Origin of the sequence: Streptomyces parvus (assembly GCF_014648875.1) — a bacterium.
GTDB lineage: Bacteria > Actinomycetota > Actinomycetes > Streptomycetales > Streptomycetaceae > Streptomyces > Streptomyces parvus.
The window spans coordinates 141,032-158,405 of the sequence record NZ_BMRY01000006.1 but is presented as its reverse complement, the minus strand read 5'-3'; the positions used below and the strand labels follow the sequence as shown (position 1 = coordinate 158,405).

The 17,374-nt window shown below is 71.4% G+C and carries 15 protein-coding genes and 1 pseudogene; 14 read left to right on the top strand and 2 right to left on the bottom strand.

The genetic code is table 11. The features are described 5' to 3' along the window. The first annotated feature begins 5 nt into the window (after nucleotides 1–5). Complete coding sequence (locus tag IE140_RS19920; RefSeq protein WP_010070160.1) at nucleotides 6–572, top strand: HIT family protein; 567 nt, start codon at nucleotides 6–8, stop codon at nucleotides 570–572. 56 nt (nucleotides 573–628) lie between these two features. Here the strand turns inward: IE140_RS19920 and IE140_RS19915 are convergent, their stop codons facing one another. Next, nucleotides 629–2,299: an AbeC-like domain-containing protein gene (locus IE140_RS19915; RefSeq protein WP_150196562.1), complete on the bottom strand. Its 1,671-nt coding sequence runs from the start codon at nucleotides 2,297–2,299 to the stop codon at nucleotides 629–631. A gap of 214 nt (nucleotides 2,300–2,513) precedes the next feature. After that, entirely contained in the window at nucleotides 2,514–4,739 is a 2,226-nt protein-coding gene (locus tag IE140_RS19910; protein WP_150196563.1) for an elongation factor G-like protein EF-G2, read from the bottom strand. A gap of 317 nt (nucleotides 4,740–5,056) precedes the next feature. Between IE140_RS19910 and pgsA the strand changes: the two genes are divergently transcribed. The 13 genes and pseudogenes from pgsA (at nucleotide 5,057) to secF (ending at nucleotide 17,373) form a co-directional block, all read left to right on the top strand. Next, nucleotides 5,057–5,764, top strand: coding sequence for a phosphatidylinositol phosphate synthase (gene pgsA, locus IE140_RS19905; RefSeq protein WP_032768119.1), 708 nt, complete (start codon nucleotides 5,057–5,059; stop codon nucleotides 5,762–5,764). Next, a complete protein-coding gene (locus IE140_RS19900) occupies nucleotides 5,761–6,672 on the top strand; it encodes a phosphatidylinositol mannoside acyltransferase (RefSeq protein WP_093438756.1) in 912 nt (303 codons plus the stop codon). Before pgsA ends, IE140_RS19900 begins: the two co-directional genes overlap by 4 nt. Then, complete coding sequence (locus IE140_RS19895; RefSeq protein WP_150196564.1) at nucleotides 6,669–7,829, top strand: glycosyltransferase family 4 protein; 1,161 nt, start codon at nucleotides 6,669–6,671, stop codon at nucleotides 7,827–7,829. Before IE140_RS19900 ends, IE140_RS19895 begins: the two co-directional genes overlap by 4 nt. Before the next feature lie 116 nt (nucleotides 7,830–7,945). Continuing rightward, the gene (locus IE140_RS19890; RefSeq protein WP_006123227.1) at nucleotides 7,946–8,494 is read left to right on the top strand and encodes a hypothetical protein; all 549 of its coding nucleotides are present in this window, start codon (nucleotides 7,946–7,948) and stop codon (nucleotides 8,492–8,494) included. Between the two features lie 121 nt (nucleotides 8,495–8,615). Then, nucleotides 8,616–9,536 carry a pyridoxal 5'-phosphate synthase lyase subunit PdxS gene (pdxS, locus tag IE140_RS19885; RefSeq protein WP_003970325.1) on the top strand — a complete coding sequence of 307 codons (921 nt, stop codon included), beginning with the start codon at nucleotides 8,616–8,618 and terminating at the stop codon, nucleotides 9,534–9,536. A gap of 6 nt (nucleotides 9,537–9,542) precedes the next feature. Next, complete coding sequence (gene pdxT / locus IE140_RS19880; RefSeq protein ID WP_150196565.1) at nucleotides 9,543–10,136, top strand: pyridoxal 5'-phosphate synthase glutaminase subunit PdxT; 594 nt, start codon at nucleotides 9,543–9,545, stop codon at nucleotides 10,134–10,136. A gap of 61 nt (nucleotides 10,137–10,197) precedes the next feature. Further along, on the top strand, nucleotides 10,198–10,950 hold the full coding sequence (locus tag IE140_RS19875; protein ID WP_006123225.1) for a YebC/PmpR family DNA-binding transcriptional regulator: 753 nt from the start codon (nucleotides 10,198–10,200) through the stop codon (nucleotides 10,948–10,950). 152 nt (nucleotides 10,951–11,102) lie between these two features. Continuing rightward, a pseudogene (gene ruvC, locus IE140_RS19870) lies at nucleotides 11,103–11,705 on the top strand (crossover junction endodeoxyribonuclease RuvC); the annotation flags it as partial. A gap of 260 nt (nucleotides 11,706–11,965) precedes the next feature. Continuing rightward, complete coding sequence (ruvA, locus tag IE140_RS19865) at nucleotides 11,966–12,592, top strand: Holliday junction branch migration protein RuvA (RefSeq protein WP_150196567.1); 627 nt, start codon at nucleotides 11,966–11,968, stop codon at nucleotides 12,590–12,592. A gap of 29 nt (nucleotides 12,593–12,621) precedes the next feature. Next, complete coding sequence (ruvB, locus tag IE140_RS19860) at nucleotides 12,622–13,707, top strand: Holliday junction branch migration DNA helicase RuvB (RefSeq protein ID WP_093438743.1); 1,086 nt, start codon at nucleotides 12,622–12,624, stop codon at nucleotides 13,705–13,707. Between the two features lie 167 nt (nucleotides 13,708–13,874). Further along, nucleotides 13,875–14,348, top strand: a complete 474-nt coding sequence (gene yajC, locus IE140_RS19855) for a preprotein translocase subunit YajC (RefSeq protein ID WP_150196568.1) — start codon at nucleotides 13,875–13,877, stop codon at nucleotides 14,346–14,348. Between the two features lie 150 nt (nucleotides 14,349–14,498). Then, on the top strand, nucleotides 14,499–16,289 hold the full coding sequence (gene secD / locus IE140_RS19850; protein ID WP_150196569.1) for a protein translocase subunit SecD: 1,791 nt from the start codon (nucleotides 14,499–14,501) through the stop codon (nucleotides 16,287–16,289). Between the two features lies 1 nt (nucleotide 16,290). After that, nucleotides 16,291–17,373 (top strand): protein translocase subunit SecF, encoded by a 1,083-nt coding sequence (secF, locus tag IE140_RS19845; protein WP_093438737.1) that lies wholly within the window; start codon nucleotides 16,291–16,293, stop codon nucleotides 17,371–17,373. The last annotated feature ends 1 nt before the right edge of the window (nucleotide 17,374 follow it).

Genomic DNA, 17,374 nt, shown 5'->3' with positions numbered 1-17,374 from the left:
GCAATATGCTGATCGGCATGACGAGTGAGCCGGAGCAGCAGATCGGCGTGGGGACGCCCGACGCATTCCAGCGCCTGTGGACGCCCCATCGGATGGCGTACATCCAGGGCGAGAACAAGCCGAGCGGCCCGGGTGCCGAGGACGGCTGTCCGTTCTGTTCGATCCCGGCGAAATCCGATGAGGACGGGCTCGTCGTGGCTCGTGGCGAGCACGTCTACGCGGTGCTGAACCTGTATCCGTACAACGGCGGCCATCTCATGGTCGTGCCCTTCCGGCATGTCGCCGACTACACCGAGCTGGACGGTCCGGAGACGGCTGAGCTCGCGGACTTCACCAAGCGGGCGATGGTCGCGCTGCGCGCCGCCTCGGGGGCGCACGGCTTCAACATCGGCATGAACCAGGGCTCCGTGGCCGGCGCGGGGATCGCCGCCCACCTGCATCAGCACCTGGTGCCGCGCTGGGGTGGGGACACCAACTTCATGCCGGTCATCGGGCACACCAAGGTGCTGCCCCAGCTGCTGGGCGACACCCGGGCGATGCTGGCCGAGGCCTGGCCCGCCGCCGTCCAGTAGGTACGTCGAACGCGGAGGGCCCCCGCCACGGCGGGGGCCCTCCGCGTTCGACGTACCTACGCGTCGTAGACGTCGGCCTTGCGCGGGGCCGGGTCCTGGACGAGGCCGCTCAGTATCATCGAGCGGCTGTCGAAGCGCTCGGTGTCGACGCCGTTCTCCTCAAGAACGCGCATCGCCGCCGAGTGGACCGCCCGCAGCACCGGGGTGGCGGCTCGCATCGCGTCGTCCGCCATGAAGCGGTGGTTCCAGGGCTTGGCCGCCCAGGCGTGCCGCAGTCCGAACGGCTCGGGCAGCACGATCTTTCCGCCCAGGTAGTCCAGCAGCGGCGGATACCAGGTGAGGGGGGCCCGCAGGGCGAGCCGGACGACCTCCTTGGCGTCCACCAGCGCCAGTTGGACGTCCCGGGTCTCCCAGAACCGGACGGTCTTGTTGACCGTCTTCGTCTTCGCCGCCGGCTTGGTGAGGAACAGACCGTGCACCGGGCCGAGCGCGTGGCCGGTGACCTCGATGCGCAGCGTCTCGTGGAGCACGGTGACGGTGATCATCATGGTGATCACCAGCTGACCGTCCCACAGGGTGAACTGGACGCCCAGGTAGTGCCGGTCGCCGCTGCCGAACTGCTGGTGGTTGCAGATCCGCTGTATCTCGTGGGGCTTCACCTGGAAGGTGGCGACGTCCTCGCCCTCGGGGCGGGTGACGGCGTCGGCGTTCTCCCCGATGGGCGAGACGATCCAGTGCTTCACGGACGGCTTCGGGAAGCCGCCGGTGTTCAGCGGTCCGCGCTCCAGCATCGCCAGCTGGTCGTGGATGATCCGGACCAGGTCCCAGCTGCGGAACTGGTGGATCTCCTTCGTCGGGTCCTTGGTGATCAGCTCCTCGGCCAGCTGCCAGCTGCCCCAACGGGTTCCCATCCCGAGGACGCCCTTGGGTCCTGCGTAGAAGACGGCGTTCGACTGCTGCTCGGCCGACAGCTTCTCCAGGCCCTGGCGCAGGGCCTCGCGCGCGGTCTCGTTGGGGTTCTTCGGCACCGCCTCGGGGATCTTCGCGATCACCCCGGTGCCGGAGAGAAGGCCTTCCCAGCGGGCCCGCAGGTCCTTGGCCGAGGTCTCCGCGATCCGTTTGGCGAGCAGCCAGCCGATCACCGGGGCGATGACGGCGCCCCGGAAGTAGAGGGCCCAGAAGCCGTCCAGCGGCAGCTTCACCACCAGGATCAGCGCCCCGACCCCGAAGGCGGCCAGCAGGACCGTGCCGACGGCCTTGAACGCCGTGTCCTTGGACTTGTTGAGCGCGTCCCGGATCCGGAAGGCGATCACCCAGGCCAGCATGCCGGGCAGGAACAGCACGCCGAACACCACGGTCACCAGGGTGAGCCGGGTGTCGCGGGCCTTGCGCAGGTTGTTCGCCGACAGGCAGTGCTCCACCACGGTCTGCGGGTCCGTCCCGAAGGACTGGATGAGCGCCTTGCGGGCGCCGCCGAGCATCCGCTCCTGTACGGCGCGCGCGAACGCCTCTCCGAGATTCGGCTTGAAGTAGTCGGACTTGAAGAGTTTGGAGGAGCCCGGCTTCACTTCCGATTTGTGCCACTCGCTGTTGGCGTCGAGGATCGTCTCCACCGGACTGTCCCGATAGGCCGCCGAGGCCAGGGCATTGGTCGCCACGGTCTGACTGCCCGCGCCCTGGATCGGGATCTGGGCCCCGGGTGAGAAGTCGAATCCGTCGTTGGCCACCTTGTCGCCCCCACTCGCCGCACGTCTGCTCCTGCGGTGTGCCCAACTACCGTACGCGGCATACCTTCTGAGCTGCGACCACAGCGTATCGTCCGGATCACCGCACCGGCGGCCACCGGCGTGGACGCGGACGGTGTGTGCGACAGTGCGCCGGTCACGCGCCGGGGGCCCCGACGGTCGACGCCGGGGCGGCCGTCGCCGAGCGGGTCGCCGGTCACGCGCCGGGGGACCCGTCCGCCCCCTCCGCGCGGACCCGGTCGGCGATCTGCGGCGGCATCGGCTCGTGCCGGGCGTACACGCGGTCGAAGCGGCCGGTGCCGTGCGACAGGGGGCGCAGGTCCACCGCGTACCGGCCGACCTCGATCTCCGGCACCTCCGCCCGTACGAGGGTGCGCCCGCCCGCGCCCTGCTCGGTGCCCACGACCCGGCCGCGCCGCCCCGACAGGTCGCTCATCACCGGGCCCACGTAGTCGTCGGGGATCAGGACGCTCACCTCGCACACCGGCTCCAGGAGCCGGATGCGGGATTCGGCCGCGGCCTCGCGCAGCGCCAGCGCCCCGGCGGTCTGGAACGCGGCGTCCGAGGAGTCCACCGAGTGCGCCTTCCCGTCCAGCAGGGTGACCCGTACGTCGACCAGCGGGTGCCCGGCGGACAGCCCCTTGGCGGCCTGGGCCCGGATGCCCTTCTCCACCGAGGGGATGAACTGGCGCGGCACCGCACCGCCGACGACCTTGTCGACGAACTCGATCCCGGAGCCCGGCGGCAGCGGCTCCACCTCGATCTCGCAGATCGCGAACTGGCCGTGCCCGCCGGACTGTTTGACGTGCCGTCCGCGCCCGGCGGCCCGCCCGGCGAACGTCTCGCGCAGCGGCACCCGGTGCGGTTCCGCGTCGACCTGGACGCCGTACCGGCTGCGCAGCCGATCCAGGGCCACTTCCTGGTGGGCCTCGCCCAGGCACCACAGGACGACCTGTCCGGTGTCCGGGTTCCGTTCGAGGCGCAGGGTGGGGTCCTCGGCGACCAGCCGGGCCAGGCCCTGCGACAGTTTGTCCTCGTCCGCCTTGCCGTGGGCCCGTACGGCCAGCGGAAGCAGCGGGTCCGGCGTCGACCAGGGCTCGATCAGGACCGGGTCGCCGGCCGGGGAGAGCGTGTCTCCGGTCTCCGCCTCGCCGAGCCGGGCCACGCACGCCAGATCGCCCGCGACGCACCGGTCCAGCGCGTTCTGCCGGCGGCCGAACGGAGAGGTCAGCGCCCCGACGCGGAGTTCCGCCTCGTGACAGGGGCGCGGGGCGTGCCCCGTGGCGTCCAGGCCGTGGCCGCACAGGTGTACGGAGTCGTCGGGGCGCAGGGTGCCGGAGAAGACGCGGACCAGCGAGACGCGGCCCACGTACGGGTCGGAGGACGTCTTCACGACCTCGGCGACCAGCGGGCCGTCCGGGTCGCAGACCGGCGCGGGCCGGGGCTTGCCCGAGGGGGTGGTGACGACGGGCGGGGTGCGCTCCAGCGGGGTCGGGAAGCCGCGGGTGATCAGCTCCAGCAGTTCGACCGTGCCGATGCCCTGGCGGGCGCCCTCGGCCGCCGGGGCCGCCGTGAGGACGGGGTGGAAGGAGCCCCGGGCGACGGCCCGTTCCAGATCGGCGATCAGGGTCGCGACGTCGATGTCCTCCCCACCGAGGTAGCGGTCCATCAGGGACTCGTCCTCGCTCTCGGCGATGATCCCCTCGATCAGCCTGTTCCGGGCCGCCCGCAGCGGTTCCTCCTGCTCGGGCGCCGGCGGCAGCTCGGTGCGTTCGCCCGAGGAGTGGTCGAGGATCCGCCGGCTCAGCAGCCCGGTGAGCCCGGTCAGCGGGGCGTGCCCGTCGGCTCCCTCGGGACCCAGTACGGGCAGGTACAGCGGCAGTACGGCGTCGGGGTCGTCGCCCCCGAAGTTCTCGGCGCAGATCCGGGTCATGTCGTCGAAGGAGGTGCGTGCTGTGTCCAGATGCGTGACGACGATCGCGCGCGGCATGCCGACGAGCGCGCAGTCCTCCCAGGCGGCCCGGGTGGTCGCCGCCACCGACTGGGCCTCCTGGGCCGCCGAGACGACGAAGAGGGCCGCGTCCGCCGCGCGCAGACCGGCCCGCAGCTCCCCGACGAAGTCCGCGTAGCCGGGGGTGTCCAGCAGATTGATCTTGCACCCGTCCCAGGCCACCGGGACCAGCGAGAGCTGTACGGAACGCCGTCGGCGCTGCTCGATCTCGTCGTAGTCGGAGACGGTCGCGCCGTCCTCGACCCGGCCGGCCCGGTTCAGGGCCCCCGCCGTCAGGGCCAGGGCCTCGACCAGGGTGGTCTTGCCCGATCCGCTGGGGCCGACCAGCACCACGTTCCGTACGGCGGAGGGATGGCCGGCCGCCGGTACTCCTCCGGCGGCTCCGGGGTGTGCGTGTGCCTTGTCGCCCATGGTGCGTGCCTCCCGGTCGACGGCGCGGTGCGGGGAGGGCGACCGCGCGCGGAGCAGCGGTGGTCACGGGGTGGGGAGGCCGCCGCGGCGGTCTCGGCGACGCCCGCGGTCCTTCGAGCTTGGCACCGCGGCGGGGCCTCGTCCATAGCTCGCGCACGGGCGGCCGCCCGCGTGGACCGTGCCCCGGGCACGGCGGGGTCCGGGGCGGGTGACACCCGGCGGCGGGTACCCGTCCGGTGGAAGGGACCGGCCGTGACTACGATGGGCCAGCCGGTGGCCGAAGGGGCCGCCCGGCGAACCGAGCCCTCGGGAAGGCCATGCTGAACAAGTACGCGCGTGCATTCTTCACGCGTGTCCTCACACCGTTCGCCGCTCTGCTGCTCCGTCTCGGGGTCAGCCCCGACGCGGTCACTCTCATCGGCACGGCCGGAGTGATGGCAGGTGCGCTGGTCTTTTTCCCGATGGGGGAGTTCTTCTGGGGCACGATCGTCATCACGATCTTCGTCTTCTCCGACCTCGTCGACGGCAACATGGCGCGGCAGGCCGGGATCTCCAGCCGGTGGGGCGCGTTCCTCGACTCGACACTGGACCGGGTCGCCGACGGGGCGATCTTCGCCGGCTTCGCCCTCTGGTACGCGGGCAGCGGTGACGACAACATCCTCTGCGCCGTCGCGATCTTCTGCCTGGCCAGTGGTCAGGTGGTCTCGTACACGAAGGCGCGCGGCGAGTCGATCGGGCTGCCGGTCGCGGTCAACGGCCTCGTGGAGCGCGCCGAGCGCCTGGTGATCTCGCTGGTCGCCGCGGGTCTCGCCGGACTGCACAAGTTCGGCGTGCCCGGCATCGACGTCCTGCTCCCGATCGCGCTGTGGATCGTCGCCGTCGGCAGCCTCGTGACGCTGATCCAGCGGGTGGTGACCGTACGCCGCGAGTCGGCGGAGGCGGACGCCGCCGAGGCCGCCGCGACGGGGCCGGCCGCCACGGATTCCGCGGGCTCCGCCGGCCGGGGGAGCGAGGCCGACCGGTGAGCACGCTCAAGGGCCGGCTCACCGACGGGCTGTACGGACTGGGCTGGAGCGCGGTCAAGACGCTGCCCGAGCCCGCCGCCGCCCGCCTCTTCCGGACCATCGCCGACCAGGCCTGGAAGCGTCGCGGCAAGAGCGTGCTGCGCCTGGAGTCCAATCTGGCGCGGGTCGTCCCCGACGCGAGCCCGGGGCGGCTGGCCGAGCTGTCGCGGGCCGGGATGCGCTCCTACATGCGCTACTGGATGGAGTCCTTCCGGCTGCCGACCTGGAGCCCGGAGCGGATCAGGGAGGGCATCGACGTCAAGGACGCCCACCTGCTCACCGAGGGACTGGACGCCGGCAAGGGCGTGATCCTCGCCCTGCCCCACCTGGGCAACTGGGACCACGCGGGCGCCTGGGTCACCACCCACCTCAAGGTCCCCTTCACCACCGTCGCCGAACGCCTGGAGCCCGCGACGCTCTACGACCGGTTCGTCGCCTACCGCGAGGGCCTCGGCATGGAGGTCCTGCCGCACAGCGGCGGGGCCGCCTTCGGGACCCTGGCCCGGCGGCTGCGCGCGGGCGGCCTGGTCTGCCTGGTCGCGGACCGGGACCTGTCCGCGTCCGGCGTCGAGGTGTCGTTCTTCGGCGCCACCGCCCGGATGCCCGCGGGCCCGGCGCTCCTCGCCCAGCAGACGGGCGCGCTCCTGCTGCCGGTCACCCTCTGGTACGACGGCACGCCGGTGATGGGCGCCCGCGTCCACCCGGCGGTCGAGGTGCCCGAGGAGGGCACCCGTACCGAGAAGACCTCCGCGATGACGCAGGCACTGGCCGACGCCTTCGCCGGCGGGATCGCCGAGCACCCGGAGGACTGGCACATGCTCCAGCGGCTCTGGCTGGACGACCTGGATCCCCGGGGGGAACCCACGTGAAGATCGGCATCGTCTGCCCGTACTCCTGGGACGTACCGGGCGGCGTGCAGTTCCACATCCGGGACCTCGCCGAGCACCTGATCCGGCTCGGCCACGAGGTCTCCGTGCTGGCCCCCGCCGACGACGAGACCCCGCTGCCTCGTTACGTCGTCTCGGCGGGCCGGGCCGTCCCGGTCCCGTACAACGGCTCCGTCGCCCGGCTGAACTTCGGCTTCCTGTCGGCGGCCCGGGTGCGGCGCTGGCTGCACGACGGCACGTTCGACGTGATCCACATCCACGAACCCACCTCCCCGTCGCTGGGCCTGCTGGCCTGCTGGGCGGCGCAGGGTCCGATCGTGGCCACCTTCCACACCTCCAACCCGCGCTCCCGGGCGATGATCGCCGCGTACCCGATCCTCCAGCCCGCGCTGGAGAAGATCAGCGCCCGGATCGCGGTCAGCGAGTACGCCCGGCGCACCCTGGTCGAGCACCTCGGCGGGGACGCCGTCGTCATCCCCAACGGCGTCGACGTCGGCTTCTTCGCCCGGGCCGAGCCGAAGGCCGAGTGGCAGGGCCAGACGCTCGGCTTCATCGGCCGCATCGACGAACCCCGCAAGGGCCTGCCCGTCCTGATGAAGGCGCTGCCCGCGATCCTCGCGGCCCGCCCCGAGGCCCGGCTGCTGGTCGCCGGGCGCGGCGACGAGGAGGAGGCGGTGGCCACGCTGCCGAAGGAGCTGCGCGAGCGCGTCGAGTTCCTCGGCATGGTCAGCGACGAGGACAAGGCCCGGCTGCTGCGCAGCGTCGATGTGTACGTGGCCCCGAACACCGGCGGCGAGAGCTTCGGCATCATCCTGGTCGAGGCGCTGTCGGCCGGTGCGCCGGTCCTCGCGAGCGACCTGGACGCCTTCGCGCAGGTGCTGGACCAGGGGGCGGCGGGCGACCTGTTCGCCAACGAGGACGCCGACGCGCTGGCCGAGGCCGCGATCCGGCTGCTGGGCGACCCGGAGCGCCGCAAGGGTCTGCGGGAGCGCGGCGAGGCCCACGTACGGCGCTTCGACTGGGCGACGGTGGGGGCCGACATCCTCGCGGTGTACGAGACGGTGACCGACGGGGCCGCCTCGGTCGCGGCGGACGAACGCTCCGGGCTGCGGGCCCGGTTCGGGCTCGCGCGGGACTGAGCCCAGGGCTCTCGCGGGCGCCGGGGCTCCCGGCGGTCGAGGTCCGGCCCCCGGTACGCGGCCTCGGTGGACTCCTGTTGAAGCGGGGGCCGCCGACGACGGTAGCGTGTGGGCCCGTGACCGTAACCCTCATCGTCTGGATCGTCCTCGCGCTCATCGCGATCGGCGTGTACCTCAGCTGGACCGCCGGTCGGCTCGACCGCCTGCACTCCCGGATCGACGCCGCCCGGGCCGCCCTCGACGCGCAACTGCTGCGCCGTGCGTCGGTCACCCAGGAGCTGGCCACCTCCGGCGTCCTGGACCCGGCCGCCTCGATCGTCCTGTACGAGGCCGCGCACGCCGCCCGGCAGGCCGAGGAGGACCACCGTGAGGTCGCCGAGAGCGAACTGAGCACCGCGCTGCGCGCGGTCTTCGGCGAACCGGCCCAGGTCGACGCGGTGAAGGAGATCCCCGGTGGTGTCGAGGCGGCCACCGAACTGGCCGCCGCCGTACGCCGCGTGCCCATGGCCCGCCGCTTCCACAACGATGCCGTGCGCGCCGCCCGCGCCCTGCGCCGGCACCGCACCGTCCGGCTCCTCCGGCTGGCCGGGCACGCCCCGTTCCCGCTCGCCTTCGAGATGGACGACGCCCCGCCGGTGGCCCTCGCGGACCGCCCGGGTACCTGAGATACGGGCGGATCCCAGGCCAAAACGATCCACGGCCTGTTCATTGGCCCTTGCTGTGGCCTGCTCCCACAGCGTTTGCTCGGCGATGCAGTATCCAGCGTCTTTCACCGAGTGAGGTCCCGTGTCCACGCTTCCCAGCACCCCGCAGTCCGCCGAGTCCCCCGCCACCGGCACCGCCCGCGTCAAGCGCGGCATGGCCGAGCAGCTCAAGGGCGGCGTGATCATGGACGTCGTCGACGCCGAGCAGGCGAAGATCGCCGAGGACGCGGGCGCCGTGGCCGTCATGGCCCTGGAGCGGGTCCCCGCCGACATCCGCAAGGACGGCGGCGTGGCCCGGATGTCCGACCCCAACATGATCGAGGAGATCATCGGGGCCGTCTCCATCCCCGTCATGGCCAAGTCCCGCATCGGCCACTTCGTCGAGGCCCAGGTCCTCCAGTCCCTCGGCGTCGACTACATCGACGAGTCCGAGGTCCTCACCCCGGCCGACGAGGTCAACCACAGCGACAAGTTCGCCTTCACCACCCCCTTCGTCTGCGGCGCCACCAACCTGGGCGAGGCCCTGCGCCGCATCGCCGAGGGCGCGGCCATGATCCGCTCGAAGGGCGAGGCCGGCACCGGCAACGTCGTCGAGGCCGTCCGCCACCTGCGCCAGATCAAGAACGAGATCGCGCGTCTGCGCGGCTTCGACAACAACGAGCTGTACGCCGCCGCCAAGGACCTCCGCGCCCCCTACGAGCTGGTCAAGGAGGTCGCCGAGCTCGGCAAGCTGCCCGTCGTGCTGTTCTCCGCCGGTGGTGTGGCCACCCCGGCCGACGCCGCGCTGATGCGCCAGCTCGGAGCCGAGGGCGTCTTCGTCGGCTCCGGCATCTTCAAGTCCGGCGACCCGGCCAAGCGGGCCGCCGCCATCGTGAAGGCCACCACCTTCTACGACGACCCGAAGGTCATCGCGGACGCCTCCCGCAACCTGGGCGAGGCCATGGTCGGAATCAACTGCGACACCCTGCCCGAGTCCGAGCGCTACGCCAACCGCGGCTGGTAACCACTGATGAGCGACACCCCTGTGATCGGCGTCCTGGCGCTCCAGGGCGATGTACGGGAGCACCTGATCGCCCTGGCCTCGGCGGACGCCCTGGCCAGGCCGGTCCGGCGCCCCGAGGAGCTCGCCGAGGTCGACGGCCTGGTCATCCCCGGCGGCGAGTCGACCACCATGTCCAAGCTGGCGGTCCTCTTCGGCATGATGGAGCCGCTGCGCGAGCGGGTCCGGGCCGGGATGCCGGTCTACGGCACCTGCGCCGGGATGATCCTGCTGGCCGAGAAGATCCTGGACCCGCGTTCGGGCCAGGAGACCGTCGGCGGCATCGACATGATCGTGCGGCGCAACGCCTTCGGCCGGCAGAACGAGTCGTTCGAGGCGGCGGTCGAGGTCGCAGGGATCGACGGCGGCCCGGTGGAGGGCGTGTTCATCCGCGCCCCCTGGGTGGAGTCCGTCGGCGCCGAGGCGGAGGTCATCGCGGAGCACGGCGGTCACATCGTGGCCGTGCGCCGGCGGAATGTCCTCGCCACGTCGTTCCATCCCGAACTGACCGGCGATCATCGCGTGCACGCTCTGTTCGTGGACATGGTGCGCGCAGTGAAGTGAGCGGACCCCGGTAGGATCTCTCGGGTTCGACTCGATTTTGGTGACGCGAAGGAGAAGGCAGATGTCCGGCCACTCTAAATGGGCTACGACGAAGCACAAGAAGGCCGTGATTGACGCCAAGCGCGGCAAGCTCTTCGCGAAGCTGATCAAGAACATCGAGGTCGCGGCCCGCTCCGGCGGCGTCGACCCCGATGGCAACCCGACGCTCGTCGACGCCATCCAGAAGGCGAAGAAGAGTTCCGTCCCGAACAAGAACATCGATTCCGCCGTCAAGCGCGGCGGCGGTCTCGAAGCGGGCGGTACCGACTACGAGACGATCATGTACGAGGGGTACGGCCCGAACGGTGTCGCGGTGCTCATCGAGTGCCTCACCGACAACCGCAACCGTGCCGCCTCCGACGTACGCGTCGCGATGACCCGGAACGGTGGCTCGATGGCCGACCCGGGCTCCGTCTCGTACCTGTTCAACCGCAAGGGCGTCGTGATCGTGCCCAAGGGCGAGCTGACCGAGGACGACGTCCTCGGCGCGGTCCTCGACGCGGGCGCCGAGGAGGTCAACGACCTCGGCGAGACCTTCGAGGTGGTCAGCGAGGCCACCGACATGGTCGCGGTGCGCACCGCCCTCCAGGAGGCGGGTATCGACTACGACTCCGCCGAGGCCAACTTCCTGCCGACCATGCAGGTCGAGCTGGACGAAGAGGGCGCGCGCAAGATCTTCAAGCTCATCGACGCGCTGGAGGACAGCGACGACGTGCAGAACGTCTTCGCCAACTTCGACGTGTCCGACGAGGTCATGGAGAAGGTCGACGCCTGAGGCGCGGCCGGCACAGCACGGCACGACGGGCCGACGGGGACACCCCGTCGGCCCGTCGTCATGTGGTTGCGAGGCTTTGTCAGTGCGAGCCGATAGCCTGCGGGAACAGATGAACGAGTGGGCGTCGCGAGCGGCGAGGACAGGGGGGCTCCATGCGGGTGCTGGGTGTTGACCCGGGGCTGACCCGGTGCGGTGTCGGCGTGGTCGAGGGGGTCGCGGGCCGTCCGCTGACCATGCTCGGCGTCGGTGTCGTGCGCACCCCCTCGGACGCGGAGCTGGGCGACCGGCTCGTCGCCGTGGAGCGGGGCATCGAGGCCTGGCTCGACGAGTACTCCCCGGGTTGTGTGGCGGTGGAGCGGGTCTTCGCCCAGCACAACGTCCGTACGGTGATGGGCACCGCCCAGGCCAGCGCGATCGCCATGCTCTGCGCCGCCCGCCGGGGCATCCCGGTCGCCCTGCACACGCCCAGCGAGGTCAAGGCCGCCGTCACCGGATCGGGCCGCGCCGAGAAGGCCCAGGTCGGGGCGATGGTGACCCGGCTGCTGCGGCTGGACGCCCCGCCCAGGCCCGCCGACGCCGCCGACGCCCTGGCCCTCGCCATCTGCCACATCTGGCGGGCTCCCGCACAGAACCGGCTCCAGCAGGCGGTGGCGGCCCACCGCACGCCGAGCGCCTCTCGCCGGCAGACCACGCCGGGCATCTCCCGTACCCCTGGCGCGTCCGCCACACCTCGTACCCCTGGCGCGTCCGCCACGCCTCGTACCTCAGGCGCGTCCGCCACGCCTCGTACCTCAGGCGCGTCCGCCACGCCTCGTACCTCAGGCGCGTCCGCCACGCCTCGTACCCCAGGCGCGTCCGCCACGCCTCGTACCCCAGGCGCGTCCGCCACGCCTCGTACCCCTGGCGCGCCCGGCGCGACCGGGGCCTCCGGCATCGCCCCCGCGCCCGGCGCGTCCGCCGCACCCCGTACCTCCGGCGCGTCCCGCGCCCCGCGCACGCTGAAAGGCCGCTCCGCATGATCGCCTTCGTCTCCGGCCCGGTGGCCGCCCTCGCCCCGACCACGGCCGTCATCGAGGTCGGCGGCATCGGCATGGCCGTCCAGTGCACCCCGCACACCCTCGCCGACCTGCGCGTCGGCAAGGAGGCCCGGCTCGCCACCTCCCTCGTCGTCCGGGAGGACTCCCTCACCCTCTACGGCTTCCGGGACGACGACGAGCGGCAGGTGTTCGAGCTGCTCCAGACCGCCAGCGGAGTCGGACCCCGGCTCGCCCAGGCGATGCTCGCCACCCACAGCCCCGACGCCCTGCGCCTCGCGGTCTCCACCGGCGACGAGAAGGCGCTGACCGCCGTCTCCGGCATCGGGAAGAAGGGCGCCCAGAAGCTGCTGCTGGAGCTCAAGGACCGGCTCGGCGAACCGGTCGACGCGCACATCGGCCAGCAGGGCGTCGGCACCCCCGTCACCGCGGGCTGGCGCGACCAGCTCCAGGCCGCCCTGATCGGCCTCGGCTACGCGAGCCGCGAGGCCGATGAGGCCGTCAACGCCGTCGCCCCGCAGGCCGAGGCCGCCGCCGCGGAGGGCACCGCACCCCCCGTGCCCCAGCTGCTGCGGGCCGCCCTGCAGACTCTCAACCGCGCACGCTGACCGGCACCGAACCACCGAAGAGGCCCTTGATGAACTGGGACGAGACCGGACCCGAGACTGACGAGCCGACCGGCCCGGTCTTCGACGACCGGCTGGTCGACGCCGACGCGGACGGCGAGGACACCGCGGTCGAGGCGGCGCTGCGCCCCAAGGACCTGGACGAGTTCGTCGGCCAGGAGAAGGTCCGCGAACAGCTCGACCTGGTCCTCAAGGCCGCCCGCGCCCGCGGCGCCACCGCCGACCACGTGCTGCTCTCCGGCGCCCCCGGCCTCGGCAAGACCACCCTCTCGATGATCATCGCGGCCGAGATGAACGCCCCGATCCGCATCACCTCGGGCCCCGCCATCCAGCACGCCGGCGACCTCGCGGCGATCCTCTCCTCCCTCCAGGAGGGCGAGGTCCTCTTCCTCGACGAGATCCACCGCATGTCCCGGCCGGCCGAGGAGATGCTCTACATGGCGATGGAGGACTTCCGGGTCGACGTCATCGTCGGCAAGGGACCCGGCGCCACCGCGATCCCGCTGGAGCTGCCCCCCTTCACCCTGGTCGGGGCCACCACCCGGGCCGGACTGCTGCCGCCCCCGCTGCGCGACCGCTTCGGCTTCACCGGGCACATGGAGTTCTACGCCCCCGCCGAGCTGGAGCGCGTCGTCCACCGCTCCGCCCGCCTGCTGGACGTCGGGATCGACGTGGAGGGCGCCGCCGAGATCGCCGGACGTTCCCGGGGCACCCCCCGTATCGCCAACCGGCTGCTCCGCCGCGTCCGCGACTACGCCCAGGTCAAGGCGGAGGGAGCGATCGACCGGGAGATCGCCGCGGCGGCCCTCAAGGTGTACGAGGTCGACGCCCGCGGCCTCGACCGGCTGGACCGTGCCGTCCTCGGCGCCCTGCTGAAGCTGTTCGGCGGCGGCCCCGTCGGCCTGTCCACCCTGGCCGTCGCCGTGGGGGAGGAGCGCGAGACCGTCGAGGAGGTCGCGGAGCCCTTCCTCGTACGGGAAGGACTGCTGGCCAGGACCCCGCGCGGCCGGGTCGCCACCCCCGCGGCCTGGGCCCACCTGGGGCTGGTACCGCCGCAGCACGGAGCAAAGGGACAACAGGGCCTGTTCGGGGCGTGATATGTCACAGGTTCGCGTGGACAGGAACCCGGGTGCCATGCTGGGCGTTGTTCCATCGATGCGGACTCATCTAGACTCCGCCGATGCCGCCCTAACCGGTCGGTGTACCCACCCCCGTATATAGAGGCCGCATTCCAGTCGCGGTCGTGCGAAGGAATTCCCGTCCCGTGGATCTCATCACTCTTCTCCCCTTCATCGTGCTCATCGGGGCCATGTTCCTGATGACCCGCTCCGCCAAGAAGAAGCAGGCGGCGGCCGCGCAGATGCGCAACGACATGCAGCCCGGTACCGGCGTCCGCACGATCGGGGGCATGTACGCGACCGTGAAGGAAGTCCACGACGACACCGTGCTCCTCGAGGTCGCCCCCGGCGTGCACGCGGTCTACGCGAAGAACGCCATCGGCGCCGTCCTCGACGACGCGGAGTACAACCGCATCGTCCACGGCGACGACCAGGAGCTGGACGCGGACGGCACCGTCGTTCCCGACGACGCCTCCTCGCTGACCGGTGACGCCGACGCCGAGGTCGCCAAGATCGACCTGGGCAAGGACGACGCGGCCGACGACGCCGAGACCGAGGACGCCACGGCCAAGGACGCCAAGGGCGAGGGCAAGACCGACGGCGACGCCGACTCCAAGTAGTTCTCACGATCCCGGGGACGTCGCGCGCCCACCGGCGCGGGGCGTCCCCGGGACCGTGCGGTCGTCTGCGGGGGCAGGGTCCCCACTACACTTCGTGGCCGCTCGGGCGCGTACCCGGCGCGGGGCGGTTGGACAGGGAGAAACGAGAAGGTGGCAGCACCCAAGAAGGGCCGAGGGCCGGCCGGCGGTCAGGGCAGGCCGGGGCGTGCCCTGGCTCTGATCCTCATCGTCATGGTCGCGCTCGCCGGCGGGATGTTCCTGTCCGGGCACACCACACCCCGGCTGGGCATCGACCTGGCCGGCGGCACGTCGATCACGCTGGAAGCGCAGAACCAGCCCGGCAAGCCGAACGCGATCAACCCGACCAATATGGACACCGCGGTCGGGATCATCGAGCGGCGGGTCAACGGTCTGGGCGTCTCCGAGGCCGAGGTCCAGACCCAGGGCAACAAGAACATCATCGTCAACATCCCCAAGGGGACGAACTCCAAGCAGGCCCAGGAGCAGGTCGGTACCACCGCCCAGCTCTACTTCCGGCCTGTTCTGACGGTGCAGGCGAGCGGTCCCGAGGCGCCCAAGCCCTCCGACTCCGCCAGCCCCTCGGCCTCCGGCACCCCGAAGCCCGGCGAGTCCGCCCAGGGTGAGGACAAGGCGACGGACGAGGACAAGCCCCAGGGCGAGGAGGCCACCGGTTCGGAGGCCACCCCCTCGGCGAGCGCCACCACCCAGGGCCGCGCGGTCACCGGCGCCCTGAAGAAGGACGACCCGACCCCCGGCGCCTCCGACAAGCCGAAGGCGTCCGAGTCGCCCGAGGCGTCGCCCTCCGCGGACCCGGCCACGGCGAAGCTCCAGGAGGAGTTCGCCAAGCTCGACTGCACCGACCCCAAGCAGCGGACCGACGCGGGCAAGAACGCCAAGGCCACCGACTCGATCGTCGCCTGCGGCTCGAACGTCCCCGGCAGCTACGAGAAGTACATCCTCGGCCCCGCCGAGGTCTCCGGCAGCGACGTCGACGACGCCAAGGGCGCCATCGACCAGCAGACCGGCGAGTGGATCGTGTCGATGGAGTTCACCTCCGCCGGCGCCAAGAAGTTCCAGACGATCACCGGCCGGCTCTCGCAGCAGCAGCCGCCGATGAACCAGTTCGCGATCGTCCTCGACGGCGAGGTCGTCTCCGCACCGTCGGTGCGCCAGGCGCTCAGCAAGAACGCCCAGATCTCCGGCAGCTTCGACCAGCAGTCGGCCGAGGACCTCGGCAACATCCTCTCCTACGGCGCCCTGCCGCTGACCTTCAAGGAGGTCAGCGTCACCACGGTGACCGCCGCGCTCGGCAGCGAGCAGCTCCAGGCGGGCCTGATCGCCGGTGCGATCGGTCTGGCACTGGTCATCATCTACCTGGTCGTCTACTACCGGGGTCTCGCGTTCATCGCGCTGCTGAGCCTTCTGGTCTCCGGCATCCTGACCTACACGATCATGTCCTTGCTGGGGCCGGCCATCGGCTTCGCGCTGAACCTCCCAGCCGTCTGCGGCGCCATCGTCGCCATCGGCATCACAGCGGACTCCTTCATCGTCTACTTCGAACGCGTCAGAGACGAGATCCGCGAAGGACGCACGCTGCGACCGGCCATCGAGCGCGCCTGGCCGCGCGCCCGCCGCACCATCCTGGTCTCCGACTTCGTGTCGTTCCTGGCCGCCGCGGTGCTCTTCATCGTCACCGTCGGCAAGGTGCAGGGCTTCGCCTTCACGCTGGGCCTCACCACCCTGCTCGACGTCGTCGTGGTGTTCCTCTTCACCAAGCCCCTGATGACGCTCATGGGCCGGACGAAGTTCTTCTCGAAGGGCGGCCCGTGGTCCGGGCTGGACCCGGAGCGGCTCGGCGCCCAGCCGCCGCTGCGCCGCTCGCGCCGTGTCAACGCCCCCACCGAACCGAAGGAGGCGTGAGATGTCGCGACTCGGCAATCTCGGCGCCCGGCTCTACCGCGGTGAGGTCGGCTACGACTTCATCCGCAACCGCAAGATCTGGTACGGCGTCTCGATACTGATCACCATCACGGCCATCATCGGCGTGGCGGTCGGCGGCCTCCGCATGGGCATCGAGTTCAAGGGCGGCGCGGTCTTCACGACCGACACCAAGGCCCAGATCTCCACCGCCCAGGCCACGGACGTGGCGACCGAGGCCTCCGGCCACCAGGCCATCGTCCAGGAGCTCGGCAACGGCGGTCTGCGCATCCAGATCACCGAGGTCGACACCGCGAAGGCGAACGAGATCAAGGAGACCCTCTCCGACGAGCTCGGCATCCCCGCCAACGACATCAACGCGGACCTGGTCGGCCCCAGCTGGGGTGAGCAGATCGCCAACAAGGCGTGGACCGGACTCGGGGTCTTCATGATCCTGGTGGTGATCTATCTGGCCATCGCCTTCGAGTGGCGGATGGCCGTCGCCGCCCTCATCGCGCTGATCCACGACATCACCATCACCGTCGGCGTCTACGCCCTGGTCGGCTTCGAGGTCACCCCGGGCACGGTGATCGGTCTGCTGACCATTCTCGGTTACTCCCTGTACGACACGGTGGTCGTCTTCGACAGCCTCAAGGAGGGCCAGAAGGACATCACCAAGCAGACCCGCTTCACGTACAGCGAGATCGCCAACCGGTCGATCAACAGCACCCTGGTCCGTTCCATCAACACCACCGTGGTGGCGCTGCTGCCGGTCGCCGGTCTGCTGTTCATCGGCGGCGGCGTCCTCGGCGCGGGCATGCTGAACGACATCTCTCTGTCGCTGTTCGTCGGTCTCGCCGCCGGTGCCTACTCCTCGATCTTCATCGCCACGCCGCTCGTCGCCGACCTCAAGGAACGCGACCCGCAGATGAAGGCGCTGAAGAAGCGGGTCCTGGCCAAGCGGGCCGCCGCGGCCGCCAAGGGCGAGTCCCCCGACGACGGCCCCGAGGACCTGCGTGACGACGCGGAGACCGCGGGCACGGCGATCGGCCGCCCCCGGTCGCACCGCACCCCCGGGAAGCGCTGAG